Raw genomic sequence first — 15,826 nt, 5'->3', positions numbered from 1 at the left:
ACCCGTCCGTGCGCATCTGCCTCGTCTACGACTGCCTGTATCCGTGGACGGTCGGCGGCGCGGAGCGGTGGATGCGCGCGCTGGCCGAGGGGCTGGCCGCGCGCGGGCACGAGGTCACCTACCTCACGCGCCGCCAGTGGGCCGACGACGAGCAGCCCGAGGTGCCCGGCGTGCGGATCGTCGCGGTCTCGCCGCGCGCCGAGCTCTACGGCGAGGGCGGGGCGCGCGCGCTCGGGCCGCCCGTGCGCTTCGGCGCCGGCGTGCTGCGCCACCTGCTCGAGCATGGCAAGGACTATGACATCGTCCACACGAGCCTCTCGCCGTTCTTCAGCGTGCTCGGCGCGGGTCTCGCCCGCCGGCTGCGCCGCCGCCCGCCGCCGCTGTTCGTCGACTGGTTCGAGGTCTGGACGCTGGCCTACTGCCGCCAGTACTACGGCACGGTGACGGGCACGATCGGCTGGTTCGTGCAGCACCTCTGCGCGCGCACGCCCCAGCACGCGTTCGTCTACAACCGCGTGCACACCCGCCGGCTGGTCGCCGAGGGCCTGCGCGGCGACACGACGCTCGTGCGCGGCCTGTACACCGGCACCGTCGTCCCGCACGGCACCCCGGCCCAGGACCCGCCGCTCGTGCTCTTCGCCGGACGTCACATCCCCGAGAAGGGCGTGCTGTCGATCCCGCCGGCGATCGCGGCCGCGCGCGAGCAGGTCGGCGACCTGCGCGCGCTCGTCGTCGGCGACGGCTCCCAGCGGCCCGAACTGCTGGCGATGATCGAGCGCCTGGGCCTGGGCGACGTCATCGAGGCGCCGGGGTTCGTCGACGGCCGCACGCTGGAGGAGGCGATGGGGCGGGCGGCGTGCCTGCTCCTGCCATCCTCGCGGGAGGGCTACGGGATGGTCGTCATCGAGGCCGCCGGGACCGGGACGCCGTCGGTCGTCGTCGCGGGCGACGACAACGCCGCGGTCGAGCTCATCGCCGAGGGCGAGAACGGGTTCGTGGCGGCCTCGCGCGAGCCCGCCGACCTCGCGGCGGCGCTCGTCGCGGTCGTGCGCGGAGGCCCCGAGCTGCGCCGGCGCACGGCGGCGTGGTTCGCCCGCGAGGCGCCCGAGCTGGCCGTCGGCACCTCGGTGCAGAAGGTCCTGGCGGCCTACGAGCGCGTGCTCGCCGCGCGCTGACCTGTCGCGCTGCAGGCCGCCAGCAGCAGCGCCAGCGTCTCGCGCGCTGTGCGCTCCCAGCTGAACTGCGCCGCACGCGCACGTCCCCGGGCGCGCAGGTCGTCGGCCAGCCCGGGCTCGGTCAGCAGGCGGGTGATCGCGGCGCCGATCGCGTCCGTGTCGCCGGGGTCGACGAGCAGCGCGGCGTCGCCGGCCACCTCGGGCAGCGAGGACGCCGTCGAGGTGATGACCGGTGCGCCGGCGGCCATGGCCTCCAGGACCGGCAGCCCGAAGCCCTCGTACAGCGACGGGTAGGCGAAGCCCGCGCACCCGGCGTACAGGGCGCGCAGCTCGTCCTCGCCGACGCGGCCCAGCAGGCGCGCGCCGGCCTCGCGCGCGGCGCCGAGGATCGGGGCGTCGTCCCAGCCGCGCGGGCCGACGAGCGCCAGCAGATGGCCGCCGCGCACGGCCGGGTCCAGCGCGACCCAGGCGGCGATGAGCCGCTCGAGGTTCTTGCGGGGCTCGAGCGTGCCGACGGCCAGCAGGTAGGGGGCCTCGAGGTCGGGGTGGCCCGGCCGGGCGACGGGCCGGGCGAAGGCCGCGTCGGCGGCCAGCGGGACGGCCACCGCGCGGCCGGCCACGCGCGGGAAGCGCCGGACGAGGTCGGCGCGGGTGGCCGCGCTGTCGCACGGCAGGGCCCGTGCGCGGCGCACCGCCAGGCCGGCGGTGGCGCGCTCGATGCGCCCGGCGCTGCCCAGGGCCCACTGCGGGCGCTCGAAGGCGACGAGGTCGTGGACCGTCACGGCGGTCGGGCAGCGGGTGAACCAGGCGGTGAGGTAGCTGTTGGTCGACAGGAAGACGTCGGCGCTGCGGCCGGCCAGCAGGCCGGAGGCCACGTTCCAGGCCGGGTCGGGCAGGCCGAGCAGCCGCCACGTGAACCGGTCGCCGGCCAGCGCCGGGTCCTCCCAGCGCTCGCGGGCCCAGAGCACGAAGCGCACGTCGGCGGCCTCGGGCAGCACGGCCAGGGCCCGCAGCAGCTCGCGGACGTAGCGCCCGCGGCCGGCCGGGACCTCGGCCGCGGCGCGGGCGTCGATCGCGACGGTCGGCATCAGTCGGCGGGCGGCGGGGCCTCGTCCTGGGCGGTCGCGCGCACGAGCGCCACGACGATCGCCACCGGTGCGCCGATGAGCGCGAGGATCGCCACGATCCAGACCTCCCAGCCCGTGACGGGGCGGAACGCGGCGACGTGGTCGAAGATCGTCCCGATCCGGCTGCCCAGGGACTTCGACGGGCTCGTCAGCAGCGTGACGCTCAGCTGCTCGGGGATGGCCTTGCCGTCCACGGTCGTCGTCGTCGGCGACGAGCCCCGGCCCGGATGGATCCCGTAGAACCTGATCTGGTGGCGGCCGAGGTTGGTGAGGCACAGCGTGCCGTCGCCGACCTCGCGCGGCGCCGGGGCGATCTTCACGATGAGCGGGACGTCGGACGCGGCGCCCGCGGGCTGCACGGCCTTGGCGTCGTAGCCCTGGGCGCGGGCCTCCACCGCGATCGGCCCGGCCGGGCGCGTCGTCGTGATCGTCACGTACACGTACTTGGCGCCCGGGCCGTACTCGACGTTGTGCAGGCAGACCTGCTTGCCGCCCTTGACGGGAATCGGCGCGAGCGTCGCGGCGTCGGTCGGCTGCACCGTCGGGGTGGCGTAGACCTCCTGAGCCTGCGTGTCCAGGAACGGGCCGAGCTTCTTGACGCCCCAGCCCAGCAGGAACACCGCGACGGGGATGACCACCCACAGCGCCCTACGCATAGAACCGCTCCAGGCTCAGGCCCAGGCCGCCCAGCGAGAGCGCGAGCATGCCGATGAGCAGCAGGCTGCCGAGCACGACCCCGGCGCGGCGGGGCAGCCCGGCGATCACCCCCGCGGCGGCGAGGCCGACGACCGGCGTCATCGGCAGGAGGTAGCGGCCGACGATCAGCGGGTTGTCCGAGCCGTTGACCAGCGCCCGGTAGGACGCGACGTGCAGGAAGAGGATCAGGCAGCCCGTGGTCGCGCCGACGATGACGATCCCCGGCCAGCGCGCGAGGACGGAGCGCCAGCGCACGATCCCCAGCGTGTAGAGCGCCAACAGCGAGAGCCCGACGATGACCTGCACCGTGTCGTAGACCCAGTAGGGGAAGTAGACCTCGAAGGAGCCGAAGACGCCGGCGAAGTACTGCTGGACGTAGATCTGGCGGTAGCCGATCGGGGGCCCCAGGCGCGGTGCGAGCCCGTCGAGCTTGGGCAGGTAGAACTGCCAGATCGACGAGAGCAGCTGGCGGACGTTGAACGCCGAGCGGCTGCCGAGGTTGACCTCGCCGCCGTACAGCGCGCCGCCGCCCCCGGCCGCCGAGGTGACCACCTTGTAGACGATGAACCCGGCGACCATCGTGCCGGCGGCGCCGGCCGCGCTGGCGATCGTCCCGCGCAAGGGCTGACGGTGGCGCACCCAGGCGACGACGAGGGCGATGGCCAGCGCCGGGATGAGCGCCAGCCCGCGGCCGTGGGTCAGCACGGAGAGCACGGTCAGCAGCGACAGCAGCGCCGCGCGCTGCCACGTCAGCCCCACGCGCGCCGTGCGCACCGCCAGCCACAGGAACGCCGCCCAGATCGCGGCGAGCAGGATGTCGGTGTTGACGATGCCGCTCATGAACCCCGCCATGGGCAGCAGCGCGACAACCCCCGTGGCCACGACCTGGGGCAGGCGACGGGTGAGCATCTCGCCCGCCAGCAGCCATGTGAACGCGACGATCGCCAGCAGGCACAGGCCGCTGAGCAGCCGCAGCACGAAGATGCGGTCGAAGAAGCCCCCGCCGATGGTCAGCTTCCACCCGACCGCCTCGTAGGCGTAGTACAGCGGCGGGTTCTTGCCGACGGAGATCGGCCCCACGCCCGCGGCCAGCGCGCTGGAGGGCAGGGTGTCCTCGTAGCGGTTGAACTGGCGCTCGGCGAACACGGTCCACGGCGGGCGGGCGAGGCGGTTCTGCTGGAGCTTGAGGTAGCCGTAGCCGTACAGGGCGGCGTTCTCGTCGGCCGCGAACGAGGCGTTGCCGGTGGTGGCCGACGGGATCTTCCCCGTCTGGGCCAGGTGCTCGACGTAGGCGATGTGGTCGGACTCGTCGGGACCCTGGAGCGGCGCGGTCGCCAGCCCCCAACTCAGGGACAGCACCGCGGCGACGCCCAACATGAGGGCGAGCGGCAGCGGGACCCGGGTCAGGGTGGCACGGACGCGGGACATGAGCGCGTGATGCTACGAGAGCCGCCGGGCGCGCAGCCCGCACCCCCGGAGGCTCTACACTGCGCCCCACTGGCGCGCAACCTGCGGCCCCAGTCCTCGTTCGTAGTCGTGTGACCTCCTACCGCGCGCCGACCGTCGTGCCGGACTCCGATCTGCTCGTCGTCATCCCCGCGTACAACGAGGCGGCGAACATCGCCGCCACGGTCGCCGACGTCCGCATGTCGCTGCCGGACTTCGACGTGCTCGTCGTCGACGACGGATCGGCCGACGCGACCGCCGCCCGGGCCCGCGGCGCCGGCGCGCGCGTGTTGCGCCTGCCCGTCAACTCCGGCTACGGCGTCGCCCTGCAGACGGGCTACAAGTACGCGGTGCGCCACGGCTACCGCACGGTGGCCCAGATGGACGCCGACGGCCAGCACCATGCCGAGTACATGCCCGAGCTGCTCGCCCTCGTCGACGACGGGACCGCCGACATCGTCATCGGCTCGCGCTTCCTGGACGGCGACGGCCACTACCAGCCGTCGCGGGCGCGCAAGATCGGGATGAGCATCTTCAGCCGGATGGCGTCGCGGATCATGCGCCAGCACGTGTCGGACCCGACATCCGGGTACCAGGTGATGCGCATCGACGTGGCACGCTTCTTCTGCACCGACGTCTACCCGGCCGACTATCCCGATGCTGACATCCTCATCCTGCTGCACCGCTCGGGCTTCCGCGTCGCCGAGGTCGGCGTCCAGATGCGGATGCCGACCGGCAAGAGCATGCACTCGGGCCACCGCAGCCTGTACTACGTCTACAAGATGTTCCTGTCCATCCTGGTGACGATGCTGCGACCGTCGGCCGAAGGGCCGGTGCGCTGATGGACGTCCGGATCCGCGTCCTCACCATCGGCGGCGCGCTCGGGATCCTGCTCATGGTGGTCGAGCTCGTCCGGCGGCGCAAGCTCAAGGAGGAGTACTCGGTCCTCTGGGTGGCGACCGCGGTGCTCACGCTGCTCGTCTCGATCTGGTTCTCGCTGCTGCGCGGCGTCACCGACTTCATCGGGGCGATCTCGCCGGTCAGCACGCTGTTCTTCTTCGGCCTGCTGTTCTGCATCGTCCTGCTGCTGCACTTCTCCGTGCGCATCTCCTCGCTCGAGCGGCGCCTCACCACGCTCGTGCAGGAGGTCGGGATGATGTCCGTGGAGGAGCCCGACGACGAGGGTGCCGCGGCCCACGACGAGGAGGCTCGGGACGCCGCGTGAGCGACGCGCGGCCAGCCGCCTTCGCGGTGACGGGCCTCTCCAAGGAGTTCCGGATCCCGCACGAGCAGGTTCACACGCTCAAGGAACGCGTGCTGCACCCCCTGCGCCGGCCGGGTCATGAGCGCCTGCGCGTGCTCGACGACGTCGACTTCCACGTAGAGCAGGGCGAGTTCTTCGGGATCATCGGCCGCAACGGCTCAGGCAAGTCCACCTTGTTGAAGTGCCTGGCGGGGATCTACCGCGCGGACGCCGGGCGGATCCTCGTCAACGGCCGCGTGTCGACGTTCATCGAGCTCGGTGTCGGGTTCAACATGGACCTGCCGGCCCGCGACAACATCCTCATCAACGCGACGATGCTCGGGCTCAGCCAACGCGAGGCGCGCAGCCGCATCGACTCCGTTCTGGAGTTCGCCGAGCTGCACGACTTCGTCGACCTCAAGCTGAAGAACTACTCCTCGGGGATGCTCGTCCGGCTGGCCTTCAGCGTGATGATCCAGGTCGACGCCGACATCCTGCTCATCGACGAGGTGCTTGCTGTGGGCGATGCTGCCTTCCAGCAGAAGTGCTACGACGAATTCGGGCGCCTGCGACGCGAGGGTCGCACCGTCATCCTCGTCACGCACGAGATGGCCTCTGTGCAGCGCTTCTGCGACCGCGCCATGCTGCTGGAGAACGGGCGCGTTGCCAACATCGGCGAACCCGAGCCCGTCAGCAGCCATTACCTGCGGCTGAACTTCTCTCACGATGCGCGCGCCGCCGAGGCGGCGCGGGCGCGCGCCGGGGTCGCCGCGATGCAGGGCGAGCCGTCGGAGACCGGGCCCACGGCGGCGCCGTCCGGGCGCCGCGTGCTCACCGCGGCCGGCGGCGACGAGGTGCGCGCAGGTGACGCGGGCGCCGAGATCATTGGCGGCTGGTTCGTCGATGCCGACGAACAGCAGGTCGAGTCCCTCGAGGCAGGCCGCCGGGTGACCTTCAACCTGCACGTGCGCTTCCACGAGGACGCCAGGGGGCCCGTGTTCGTCTTCATGCTGCGCAACAGCGTCAACGAGCGGGCGATCGCGGCGACGACCGAGCAGCAACTCCCCTACGAGTCCTACCGGACCGGCGAGGAGGTCGTCGTGCGCTTCGGCTTCCACAACGTCCTGGCCCCCGACCAGTACACGGTCAGCGCGCTCGTCGCGCGGCCCGGTGCGGTCGACGCCTGGATGGACAACCGCGAGCGGTTCATGGCCGTGGCCGTGACGTCATCGGGGCAGTCGGGTGCCCTGCTCGAGATCCCGTTCGACGTCTCGCTGCGCCGCGACGTCGTGGAGACCGCGTGAGCGTCGCCGACGCCGAGGTGCCGCGCGGCTACCGCGAGGTCAAGGGGCCGACCGCGCTCGGCGACGACCCGCGGCGGCTGTTCCGCCTGGCCCACACGCTGGCGGCCACCGACTTCAAGCTGAAGTTCTTCGGGTCCTTCCTGGGCTACCTCTGGCAGCTCATGAACCCGCTCATGCTCTTCGGTGTGTTGTTCGTCGTCTTCAGCTTCGCACTGAAGCTCGACGCGGGCGTGAAGTACTACCCGGTGGCGCTGCTGCTGGGCATCGTGCTCTTCTCGTTCTTCAGCGAGGCCACGACCGCCGCGGTGCGCAGCCTCATGGCGCGCGAGAGCCTGGTGCGCAAGGTCGACTTCCCGCGCCTGGCCGTACCGATGGCGAGCGTCATGACCTCGACGTTCAACCTCGCGCTGAACCTCGTGCCCGTGCTGGTGTTCCTGCTGATCTCGGGCGGTCGGCCGCGGCTGGCGTGGTTGGGGTTCCTCGTGGTCATCGCCGTCCTCGTGCTGTTCGCGTTCGGGATGGCGATGATCCTGTCGGTCGCCTTCGTGAAGTTCCGCGACATCGAGCCGATCTGGAACGTCGTGCTCCAGTTGCTCTTCTACTCCTCGGGCGTCTTCTTCACGGTCGACACGATCGCGGGCCGGGCGCACGGGCGGCTGCTCGTCGACATCTTCTTCTGCAACCCGTTCGCGGCGCTGCTGGCCACCGCGCGCAACCTGCTGGTCGACCCGTCGTGGCAGGCGCCGACGCAGTCGTTGTCCAGCGGTTGGCTGTTGCTCATCCCGGCCGGGATCATCATCGCCTCGCTCGCCTTCGGCTTCCTGATGTTTCGGGCCATGGCGCCACGGGTGGCCGAGGACCTCTGAGCGACGGCCGGTAGAGTTCGGCCGTGCCCGTGAGCATCCCCGAGGCCGGTGGCCTGACGGCGCCACTGGCCGTCGTTCTGCTGGCGCGCGAGCCCGACGCGGCCGCACGGTGCCTGCAGGCGCTGCTGCCTGGCCTCGACGCCGCAGTGCCACTCCTGGCCGGGGGGACGCCGGCCGGGCGCCGCGCGCTGGAGGCGCTGTGCGGCGACCACGAGGTGCTCTGGCTCGACGCCGATGGCGCGGCGGCCTGGAACGCGGCGGCCGCGCTGGCACCCGCAGCCGACCTCGTGCTCCTGGACGGGGCGAGCGAGGTCGGCGAGGGATGGCTCGAGACGCTGGTGGGCGTGGCGGCGGGACGGCCGGAGGTCGCGACGGTCACCGCGGTCAGCAACGATGCAGCGTTCCTCAGCGTTCCCCGGCGCAACCTGCCGTGGCCGCTGCCACCTGCCGGGGCCACGCCGGCCGAGGTCGCCGAACGCGTCCGGGCGGGGACGCTCGCCCTGCATCCTCATACGCCGACGGCGTTGCCCCACTGTGCCCTGGTGACCCGTGCCGCGTTGCAGCTCGTGGGCGACTACGACGCAGCCCTCACGCCGCGTGACGCCCTTGCCGACTTCTGTGCGAGGGGCGCGGCGGCGGGCCTGATGCACCTCGTCGCCGACGAGCTGTTCGTGGCCTACCGCGGCGAGCCGGCGGCCATCGCCGTCCCGGGCGTCTGGGACGGCGAGGCGGCCGCGCGTCATCCCCCGCTCACGGCCGCCATCGCCGAGGCGGCGACGGACCGGCACTCCCGCCTGAGCCGCGCGCTGCTGGCGTGCTCGGTCGTGCTCGAACCGCTCTCGGTGACCGTCGACGCGCGTCCGCTCGGCGCGGTGGGCGTCACCGGCACGACCGTGCACCTCGTTGAGGTCATCGGGGCGCTCGCCGCTCGCGACGACGTGCGTGTCCGAGCGCTGCTGCCCTCCCGTCTCGGCGACGTGGCCGACCGCGCGCTCGCCGGCATGGGCAGGCTCGAGCGCCTCGACGCGGCTTCGCCCGTCGAGGGCACGGTGCGCACGCACGTGGTACACCGGCCATGGCAGATCGAGTCGGTGCAGGACATGGTCGTCCTCGACGCCCTGGGGGAACGGACGGTGCTCACCAACCAGGACCTGATCGGCTATCGGACCGGCTCGGTCTTTCCCTCCGCCGACCGGTGGCAGGACTACCGGCGCGTGACGCGGGACGCCCTGAGCCTCGCGGCGATGGTGGTCTTCTTCTCGCCCACGGCAGCGGCCGATGCGCTGGCCGACGACCTCGTCGCGCCGCAGCGCACGCGGGTCGTGCCGCTCGGCGCGCGCAACGAGCGGCTCGCGCCGGCGCTCGACGCCGTGCCCCCGGCGGCCCTGGGCGTCCCCACGCGCCCATTCCTGCTGGTGCTCGGGAATCGCTTCCGCCACAAGAATGTGCGCTTCGCGCTCGAGCTGCTGGGCGCCCTGCGCAACGAGCACGGGTGGGACGGTGACCTGGTGATCGCCGGCGCTGAAGTCCTGCATGGGTCGGGCAGCGGCGACGATGCGGCGTGGCTGCTCCGTCACCCCGAGCATGCGGGCGCCGTCCGCGCGGTCGGTGCCGTGAACGAGGCGGAGAAGGGGTGGCTGCTGAGCGCCGCGTCCGCCGTCGTCTACCCGACCACCTACGAGGGCTTCGGGCTCATCCCGTTCGAGGCCGCCGCCGCCGGGACACCGTGCCTCTTCGCGGCGGTCTCCGCGCTGCGCGACACGTTGCCCACCGAGCTCGCCGTGCTGGTCGCCTGGGACGTGCGGGCCAGCGCACGGGCCACCATCGGGATCCTGCGCTCCGAGGCGGCCGGAGCCGAGCTGGTGGCCGGCATCGCGGCGGCCGGGGCACCGCTGACCTGGGCGGCGACGGCCGACGGGCTCGTCGACGCATACCGCGAGGCGGTCCGGCTGCCCGCGCCCCCGGCCGCGCGGCTGACCGAGGATCTGGCCCGCGCGGAGCACGCGTACTGGTCGGTGCGCGACAATGCCCACGGGGCGGTATGGACTCTCGTCGACCCCGACGCACAGCTGCTGGACCCGGCGCTGGCCGAGCGCCTCAGCACCGTGCTGGGCGCTCCGGGCGGGCGCGAACGGCTGCTGGAGGCGCTGGCCGATCGTCCCGGCCTGGCGGCTCGTGCGGTTCGGCGCCTGCGCAGCTCCTAGGTCTCGGGCCCGACGTCGGCCACGATCGCATAGGCCGCGATCCGGTAGCGGTCGCGCTCCACGTCCCCTTCGCCACCCGGGTGCATGACAAACCCGCGGTCGAAGCCCGCCTCGCGGCAGAGCTCGAGCACGACTTCCGGGAACAGCGGGTGCTGGTGGGTCGGGTCCAGCCAGAACGCCTTCAGCGCCACGACGGAGTGCGGGTTGACGGTCTCGACGATCAGCCGGCCGCCGGCGCCCAGCGCCCGGCGACCGGCGCGCAGGAACGCCACCAGGGCGGGCTCGGGCAGGTGCTCGATGACCTGCATGGCGGTCACGGCGCCGTAGGCCCCGGGCTCCGCCTCCGTGAGCAGGGCGATGGCGTCGCCGGTCGTCACGTCGAGCCCGCAGGAGCGGGCCTCGGCCAGCATCCCCTCGTCGAGATCCACGCCCGAGGCGGAGATACCCGCCTCGCCGAGGAGCTCGAGCAGCTCCCCGCGCCCACAGCCGCAGTCCAGGACCGGGTCATGCCCCCGCAGCAGGTCGACGTACGGTCGCTGCAGGTCGCTGATGCGCTCACGCGTGCCGCGGAAGCGCTGCTCGAAGTCATGGTAGGTGTCTCCCTCGGCGGCGGGAAGCGCAGTGCGGAAGCCCTCGACGCGGCCTGCCTGCGGATCGTCCCAGCACTCGAACGGCTCGGTCATGAACGGCAGCGCCCGGTGCTCGGCGACGTGGTGCTCGAATGCGCTGAGGTGGGTGACCCGGTCGGCCGTCGTGCGCACGTCGTGGTCGAGCGTCTCGAGCCAGCGGCGATGGTCGTCGACCTGGGCACGCATCCGGCGGAAGGCCGCCAGCGTCATGGCCCGCTCTTGACGCAACCCCGCTGCGGTGATCTCGGCCGCGCGAGCCGGGACATCGGCAAGCTGATCCTGGATCCGGACGAGGCCCTCGAGAAGGTGCTCGTCGATGCCGCGCTCGCGGTTGAGGTACGGCAGGATCGCCCGGCCCACGGCGCTGCGGTACGCCCCCTTGACGATGCGTCCGCGACCGACCACCGGCGGCATCGGCGTCCGGATCCGCCGCGCCGTCTTCTCTGGATCCCAGGCTCCGGGCAGCGCGGTGACGGCATTGGCGCTGCGGCTCAGGCCGTTGTGGATGTTCTGCAGGCGCGCGAGCATGATCTCGCCGGCGACGTGCGGCGCGTGGCGCTCCTGGATGTCGCGCTGCGCGCGGACGCCCCGTTGCCGCGCTTCGTCCTGGTTCTCGAACACCTCGCGCATGAGGTGCGCGGCATGGTCGAGGTCTGGCTCGGCCCAGACCGCGTCGGCCGGGTATGGGTGGGCGCCCGGCCCGACCGCCGTCCAGCCGTGGTCGACAAGGTATGAGTTCTCGTCGGTCATGAAGTCCAGCACGCCGCCGTACCGGGTCGCGATGACCGGCTTGCCGAGCGCCATGGCCTCGGCCGGGGTCAGACCGAAGCCCTCCGAGCGGTGCAGCGACACGTAGCAGTCGCATGCGGCGAGCATGGCGTTCTTCTCGTCGGCGGAGACGAAGTCGTCGATGACCGTGATGTCGGGATGCCCGTCGATCGCGAGCAGCGTGCGCGTGTGCTGGGCGATCATCCGGTCGGCATTGATGCACTTGAGGACGAGCTTCGCTCCGGAGCCCTCACCGAAGGCCGCCTTGAACGCCTCAACGTGTCCGACGGGGTTCTTGCGCGCCGTCGTCGAGTGGTAGTCGAAGACGTACAGGAATGTGAAGCCCTCCTCCGGCATGCCCAGGCGCGAGCGGGGGAAGTGGCCGATTCGCGGCATGACGACCGGCATCCGCACCTTGTTGACCGGGACCGGGCTGTGCGGGGCGATCGCCTGGTAGATGTGGTCCGTGGCAACCCAGATCTCGTCGAGGTGCTCGAAGGCGGGATACCAGTCCTGCGGGAACGCGTCGACGACCTCCCACCACCACAGGGCGATGGTGTGGCGGTCGGCGAAGAAGTGCTGCTGAGACTCGCGGGCGAAGCCAGGGACGACGTCGCCGTTGAGGCAGATGATGTTGATGGGGTAGGGCGACTCGTCCGGCGTCGTGAACGTGAACTCGGCGTGCTGGCGCGTCGGCGGAACGAAGGCGCCATGCACCGGGAGCGCCGGCACGTGCACGCTGTCGAGGCTGCGGATGAGCAGGCGCGCAGCCTCCCCGAGCCCCAGCTCGGAGCGGAAGAAGCCGGCGACGTTCACGCCCCAGGGCAGCTTGCGCTCGGGCGTGCCCGCGTGCCCGGGTGCCTCGGGCGCCTCGGGTCCCCACTCTCGGACCCAGCGGGCGAACTCGGGGCCGTCGGGCCCGTCGAGGTCGGGGAACGTGCGTTGCACGTCCTCGCGGCTCTCCCAGATGGCATGGTGGTAACGCGTGATCCCGGCGCTCGCGCCCGCGGGTGCGGGCTGGCCGAGAAGCTCCTCCCATGCGTCGATGCCGTCGTCGGCCCAGGGCGGGGCGGACAGCGCACCTTCTGCGACGCCCTCGCGCACCAGCCGCCGCAGGACCCGGTCGAGGTGGCGACCGCGAGCGTCGTGTGCGAAGGCCGCGGGCGCGTCGGGCGGGGTGGCGCGGAGCTCGTCGGCGAACCCGATGACCAGCTGCGCGAGCGCCGGCGTGTCGATGAGCCGGACACGGTCCTGCCCCGACCACAGCCCGGCGGGGTCACCGCCGTCGGAGCCGGCGAGGTCGAGCAGGCACAGGGGTGCACCGCCCACGCGGAGCTCGCCATCCACCGTCGTGACCGGGCGCAGCGGCAGGTTCCAGTAGGCGGCAGCGACACCCGGGTCCCGCACGACGAGGCCCGAGGCGTCGGCCGCGGCGCGCTCGAGGTGGCGCACGACGATCGTCGGGCACAGCTCGGGCGGTGCCTCGAGGACCGTCGCGTCGGCCAGCGGCGACTCGACGTCGACGACGTCGGGCCACGCGGCCAGCAGCACGTCGGCCACCGTGCCGCGCCGCAGCGCGACCACACGGGGGTTGACCAACCCGGCGCGCTCGATGATCGCGGCCGACGGAGAGCGATCGTCGTCCGGCAGCCGCGCCTCGGCCATGCCGGCCAGCGCGACGTCGTGATCGCCGAGTGCGCCGGTCAGGGGGTCCAGGGGCGCGCAGACCCGCATGGACGTGCCCAGGAAGATGGCCTGCTCGTCGCGCTCGAGCGCGAGCGCCAGCAGCGGGCCGGCGAGCACGCTGTCGCGGTGCTCGAGCGAGCTCGCCGCGACACGCTCCCACGCCTGCGCCACGGGCAGGTCCTCGAGGGCGACGACTTCGGCACCGTCCAGCGGGGCGCCCTCCGGGTCGCCGAGGCACAGGGCGAGGACCGCCACGTCGGGATGGTGGCGCTCGAGGGATGCGATGAGCGCCCTGGCGGCGCCGAGCCTCGACCGGTCATAGACGGTGCAGCAGATCAAGAAGAATCCCTCAGGAAGGCAAGCGCGGCGGTCCGTCGCAGAGGAGCGCGACGACGGTTCGCGCGGGACGAGTCGGACGGACTGCGGGCAGCCCAAGAGGCTATCGCCCGAGAGCGCGTGCGCCGCGTCGCCCACGGCTCGTGGCGCGCGCGCCGCAGGAGCTGCCCGCCTCTCGACGGTCTACGCTTGTGCCGATGTCCGTCGTTCGGCGACCCCGTACGGCTGCGATCAGCGGGACTGCCGCGAGCCGGCGCCTCCCTCGATTGCTGCCGCGGCCTTCAACGCTGCTTGCGCTGCTGCTCTACGTCGCCTACGCGGTCCATATGACGTGGCCCGTCGTGATCCACCTGGGCGACACCGTGTACGGCGCACCGGGGGACCTGACCGGATCGATCGCGCTACTGCGTGAGACGGTGGAGGGCCATCACAACCCCTTCCTGCCGGGCACGCTGCATGACTTCAACGCCCCGGAGGGGTTGCCCATCGACTGGCGCTTCAACCTCTCGCAATGGCCGCTCATCGGGGTCATGTACCTGCTGGCGCTCGTGGGCGGCGCGGCGGCGGCCTTCAGCATCGCGACCCTGCTCGGATACGTGGGCTCGGGGCTGGCGATGTTCCTGCTCACGCGCAAGCTCACCGGCAACGCCTGGGCAGCGCTGATCGCGGGCTGGGCGTTCGCGTTCTATCCGTTTGCCGAGCTCAACGGCCAAGGGCACAACGCCCACGTGCACGGCTGGGTCTTCGTCCTGATGGCCTGGCGCGGGCTGGCCGTGCACGAGAAGCCGACGATCCGCAACGGCGTCCTCCTCGGTCTGTCCGCGGTCCTCGCGATGGCGTTCAACCCGTACTTCCTGTTGTTCGGGGCCGTGCTGCTCGCCGTCATCGCCGTGTGGGAGATCGGATACGGTTGGCTCAACGGGCGTGACCGGCGGCGGTTCACCGCCGCCGTCCTCGCAGTCGCGCTCGGGGTGGGCTACGCCGGCGTCCTGGCGGCGCTGACCCTGGGTGGTACCGGGTCGTCGCCGCTGCGCGAGCACTCCTCTCAGGAGCTCACCGTCTACAGCGCTCGGGCGATCGAATACGTGATGCCGCCGGCCGGGAACCTGATCGTCGGCGATCGCACGGCGTCCTACCTGGCGTCTCACCTCCACGGATCCAACGCGTCGGAGAACACGCTCTACCTGGGCGTCACGATGTTGCTGTTGGCGCTGGTGGGTGTCGTGCTCGCCGTGCGGCGGCCGAAGGCGTCCCGTCAGTGGTACGCCGTGGGGCTGTTCCTCGCCATCGCCGTCGTCGCGTTCGTCTTCTCCGCGCCGCCGAAGGTCAACGTCGGGCCGCTCCTGCTGCCGACACCGTCGGACCTGATCAGCCACGTGACGTCCACGTGGAGGGCCTACTCCCGGTTCGTCATCATCGTCATGCTCGGCGTGAGCGTGCTCGCCGGGTTCGGGCTGGCCCAGTTGTCCGCGCGGCTGGGCCGGGTGGGTGGTGTCGCGCTGCTCGCGGCGGCCACCGTGCTCGTGCCGCTGGACCTCATCAACCGCCAGGCATCGGGCGTCATCAGCACGCTCTCCGACCAGCCCGCGTACAAGCTCATCGAGAACCAGCCGAAGGGGATCGTGGCGCAGTACCCGCTGTATCCCAACGGCTACGGCGACTACGGCGACATCTTCTTCCAGGGCTTTCACGACATGCCTGTGATCAACGGCTACGCAGGCACGGCGCAGGAGAACCGCGACGTGTCTCTGGCGAGCCTCGCGGACCCGGCGACCGTGCCGGCGCTCGCCACACTCGGCGTGAAGTACCTCGTCGTCACCGAGGTGCCTACCCAGCCTCCGGTGGTCGCGCCCGGGGTGCCGCCGGCCGCTGACGTGCAGTTCCTTGGCCGGGCCAAGTACGGCGGCTCGACCGCCCGCGTGTACCGCGTCACCGCGCGCCCGCAACCGTTGGTGTCGGCCACCGACGGCTTCGGATCCGTGGAGGGCACCGCACCCAACCAGGCGCAGTGGCTCATGGCGCCGGTCGGGAAGCTCGCCGTCACGGCCGCGTGCCAGACCTGCAGTGGCACCCTGCGCTTCCGTCTCGCCACCATGGTCCAGCCCCGGATGGTCACGATCCGGGACGCCCGCGGGCAGGTCGTGTGGCGCAGATCCGTTCAGCCTGGCGTCGAGCTGAAGGCCACCGTGCCGATCCAGATCAGCCACGGCCAAGGGCAGCTCGCGGTGAGCACCGTGCCGGGGATCCAGGAGGCTCCCGGACCGGACCCGCGCTCCATGAGCGTCATGGTGATCGACCTCCGGGCCCGCGTCGTCACCCCCTGATCGCGCCTGGGTCGGCGCTGCT

11 protein-coding genes are annotated in these 15,826 nt (G+C 72.2%); 7 read left to right on the top strand and 4 right to left on the bottom strand.

All coding sequences use genetic code 11. From position 1 onward, the window contains the following. Window positions 1-8 precede the first annotated feature (8 nt). Window positions 9-1,175 carry a glycosyltransferase family 4 protein gene (locus FSW04_RS00795; RefSeq protein ID WP_146915256.1) on the top strand — a complete coding sequence of 389 codons (1,167 nt, stop codon included), beginning with the start codon at window positions 9-11 and terminating at the stop codon, window positions 1,173-1,175. Here the strand turns inward: FSW04_RS00795 and FSW04_RS00790 are convergent. The 3 genes from FSW04_RS00790 to FSW04_RS00780 are packed head-to-tail and all read right to left on the bottom strand — an operon-like array spanning window position 1,148 to window position 4,426. Further along, window positions 1,148-2,263 (bottom strand): glycosyltransferase family 4 protein, encoded by a 1,116-nt coding sequence (locus FSW04_RS00790; RefSeq protein ID WP_146915254.1) that lies wholly within the window; start codon window positions 2,261-2,263, stop codon window positions 1,148-1,150. The two genes, FSW04_RS00795 and FSW04_RS00790, sit on opposite strands and share 28 nt — an antisense overlap. Beyond that, a complete protein-coding gene (locus FSW04_RS00785) occupies window positions 2,263-2,940 on the bottom strand; it encodes a hypothetical protein (RefSeq protein WP_146915252.1) in 678 nt (225 codons plus the stop codon). The genes FSW04_RS00790 and FSW04_RS00785 overlap by 1 nt, the downstream gene beginning before the upstream one ends. Window positions 2,941-2,950: 10 nt before the next feature. After that, window positions 2,951-4,426, bottom strand: a complete 1,476-nt coding sequence (locus FSW04_RS00780; protein ID WP_146915250.1) for a glycosyltransferase family 39 protein — start codon at window positions 4,424-4,426, stop codon at window positions 2,951-2,953. Between the two features lie 110 nt (window positions 4,427-4,536). Here FSW04_RS00780 and FSW04_RS00775 point away from each other — a divergent pair, with 110 nt between their 5' ends. Genes FSW04_RS00775 through FSW04_RS00755 form a run of 5 tightly spaced genes read left to right on the top strand, consistent with a single transcriptional unit; the run spans window position 4,537 to window position 10,061 of the window. Further along, the gene (locus FSW04_RS00775; RefSeq protein ID WP_146915248.1) at window positions 4,537-5,286 is read left to right on the top strand and encodes a glycosyltransferase family 2 protein; all 750 of its coding nucleotides are present in this window, start codon (window positions 4,537-4,539) and stop codon (window positions 5,284-5,286) included. Then, window positions 5,286-5,669 (top strand): DUF2304 domain-containing protein, encoded by a 384-nt coding sequence (locus tag FSW04_RS00770; protein ID WP_146915246.1) that lies wholly within the window; start codon window positions 5,286-5,288, stop codon window positions 5,667-5,669. The genes FSW04_RS00775 and FSW04_RS00770 overlap by 1 nt, the downstream gene beginning before the upstream one ends. Beyond that, window positions 5,666-6,991: an ABC transporter ATP-binding protein gene (locus FSW04_RS00765; RefSeq protein WP_146915244.1), complete on the top strand. Its 1,326-nt coding sequence runs from the start codon at window positions 5,666-5,668 to the stop codon at window positions 6,989-6,991. The genes FSW04_RS00770 and FSW04_RS00765 overlap by 4 nt, the downstream gene beginning before the upstream one ends. Further along, complete coding sequence (locus FSW04_RS00760; protein WP_187369127.1) at window positions 6,988-7,857, top strand: ABC transporter permease; 870 nt, start codon at window positions 6,988-6,990, stop codon at window positions 7,855-7,857. Before FSW04_RS00765 ends, FSW04_RS00760 begins: the two co-directional genes overlap by 4 nt. A 23-nt stretch (window positions 7,858-7,880) precedes the next feature. Next, window positions 7,881-10,061 carry a glycosyltransferase gene (locus tag FSW04_RS00755; protein WP_146915239.1) on the top strand — a complete coding sequence of 727 codons (2,181 nt, stop codon included), beginning with the start codon at window positions 7,881-7,883 and terminating at the stop codon, window positions 10,059-10,061. Here FSW04_RS00755 and FSW04_RS00750 read toward each other — a convergent pair. Beyond that, window positions 10,058-13,399: a glycosyltransferase gene (locus FSW04_RS00750; RefSeq protein WP_146915237.1), complete on the bottom strand. Its 3,342-nt coding sequence runs from the start codon at window positions 13,397-13,399 to the stop codon at window positions 10,058-10,060. The genes FSW04_RS00755 and FSW04_RS00750 overlap by 4 nt on opposite strands. 278 nt (window positions 13,400-13,677) lie before the next feature. Here FSW04_RS00750 and FSW04_RS00745 point away from each other — a divergent pair, with 278 nt between their 5' ends. Next, the gene (locus FSW04_RS00745; protein WP_146915235.1) at window positions 13,678-15,804 is read left to right on the top strand and encodes a hypothetical protein; all 2,127 of its coding nucleotides are present in this window, start codon (window positions 13,678-13,680) and stop codon (window positions 15,802-15,804) included. Window positions 15,805-15,826 lie beyond the last annotated feature (22 nt).

This window comes from Baekduia soli (genome assembly GCF_007970665.1).
In the GTDB taxonomy this organism is placed as follows: domain Bacteria; phylum Actinomycetota; class Thermoleophilia; order Solirubrobacterales; family Solirubrobacteraceae; genus Baekduia; species Baekduia soli.
Note: the sequence above shows the minus strand (reverse complement) of the source record. Positions and strands in the feature narration are given on the sequence as shown.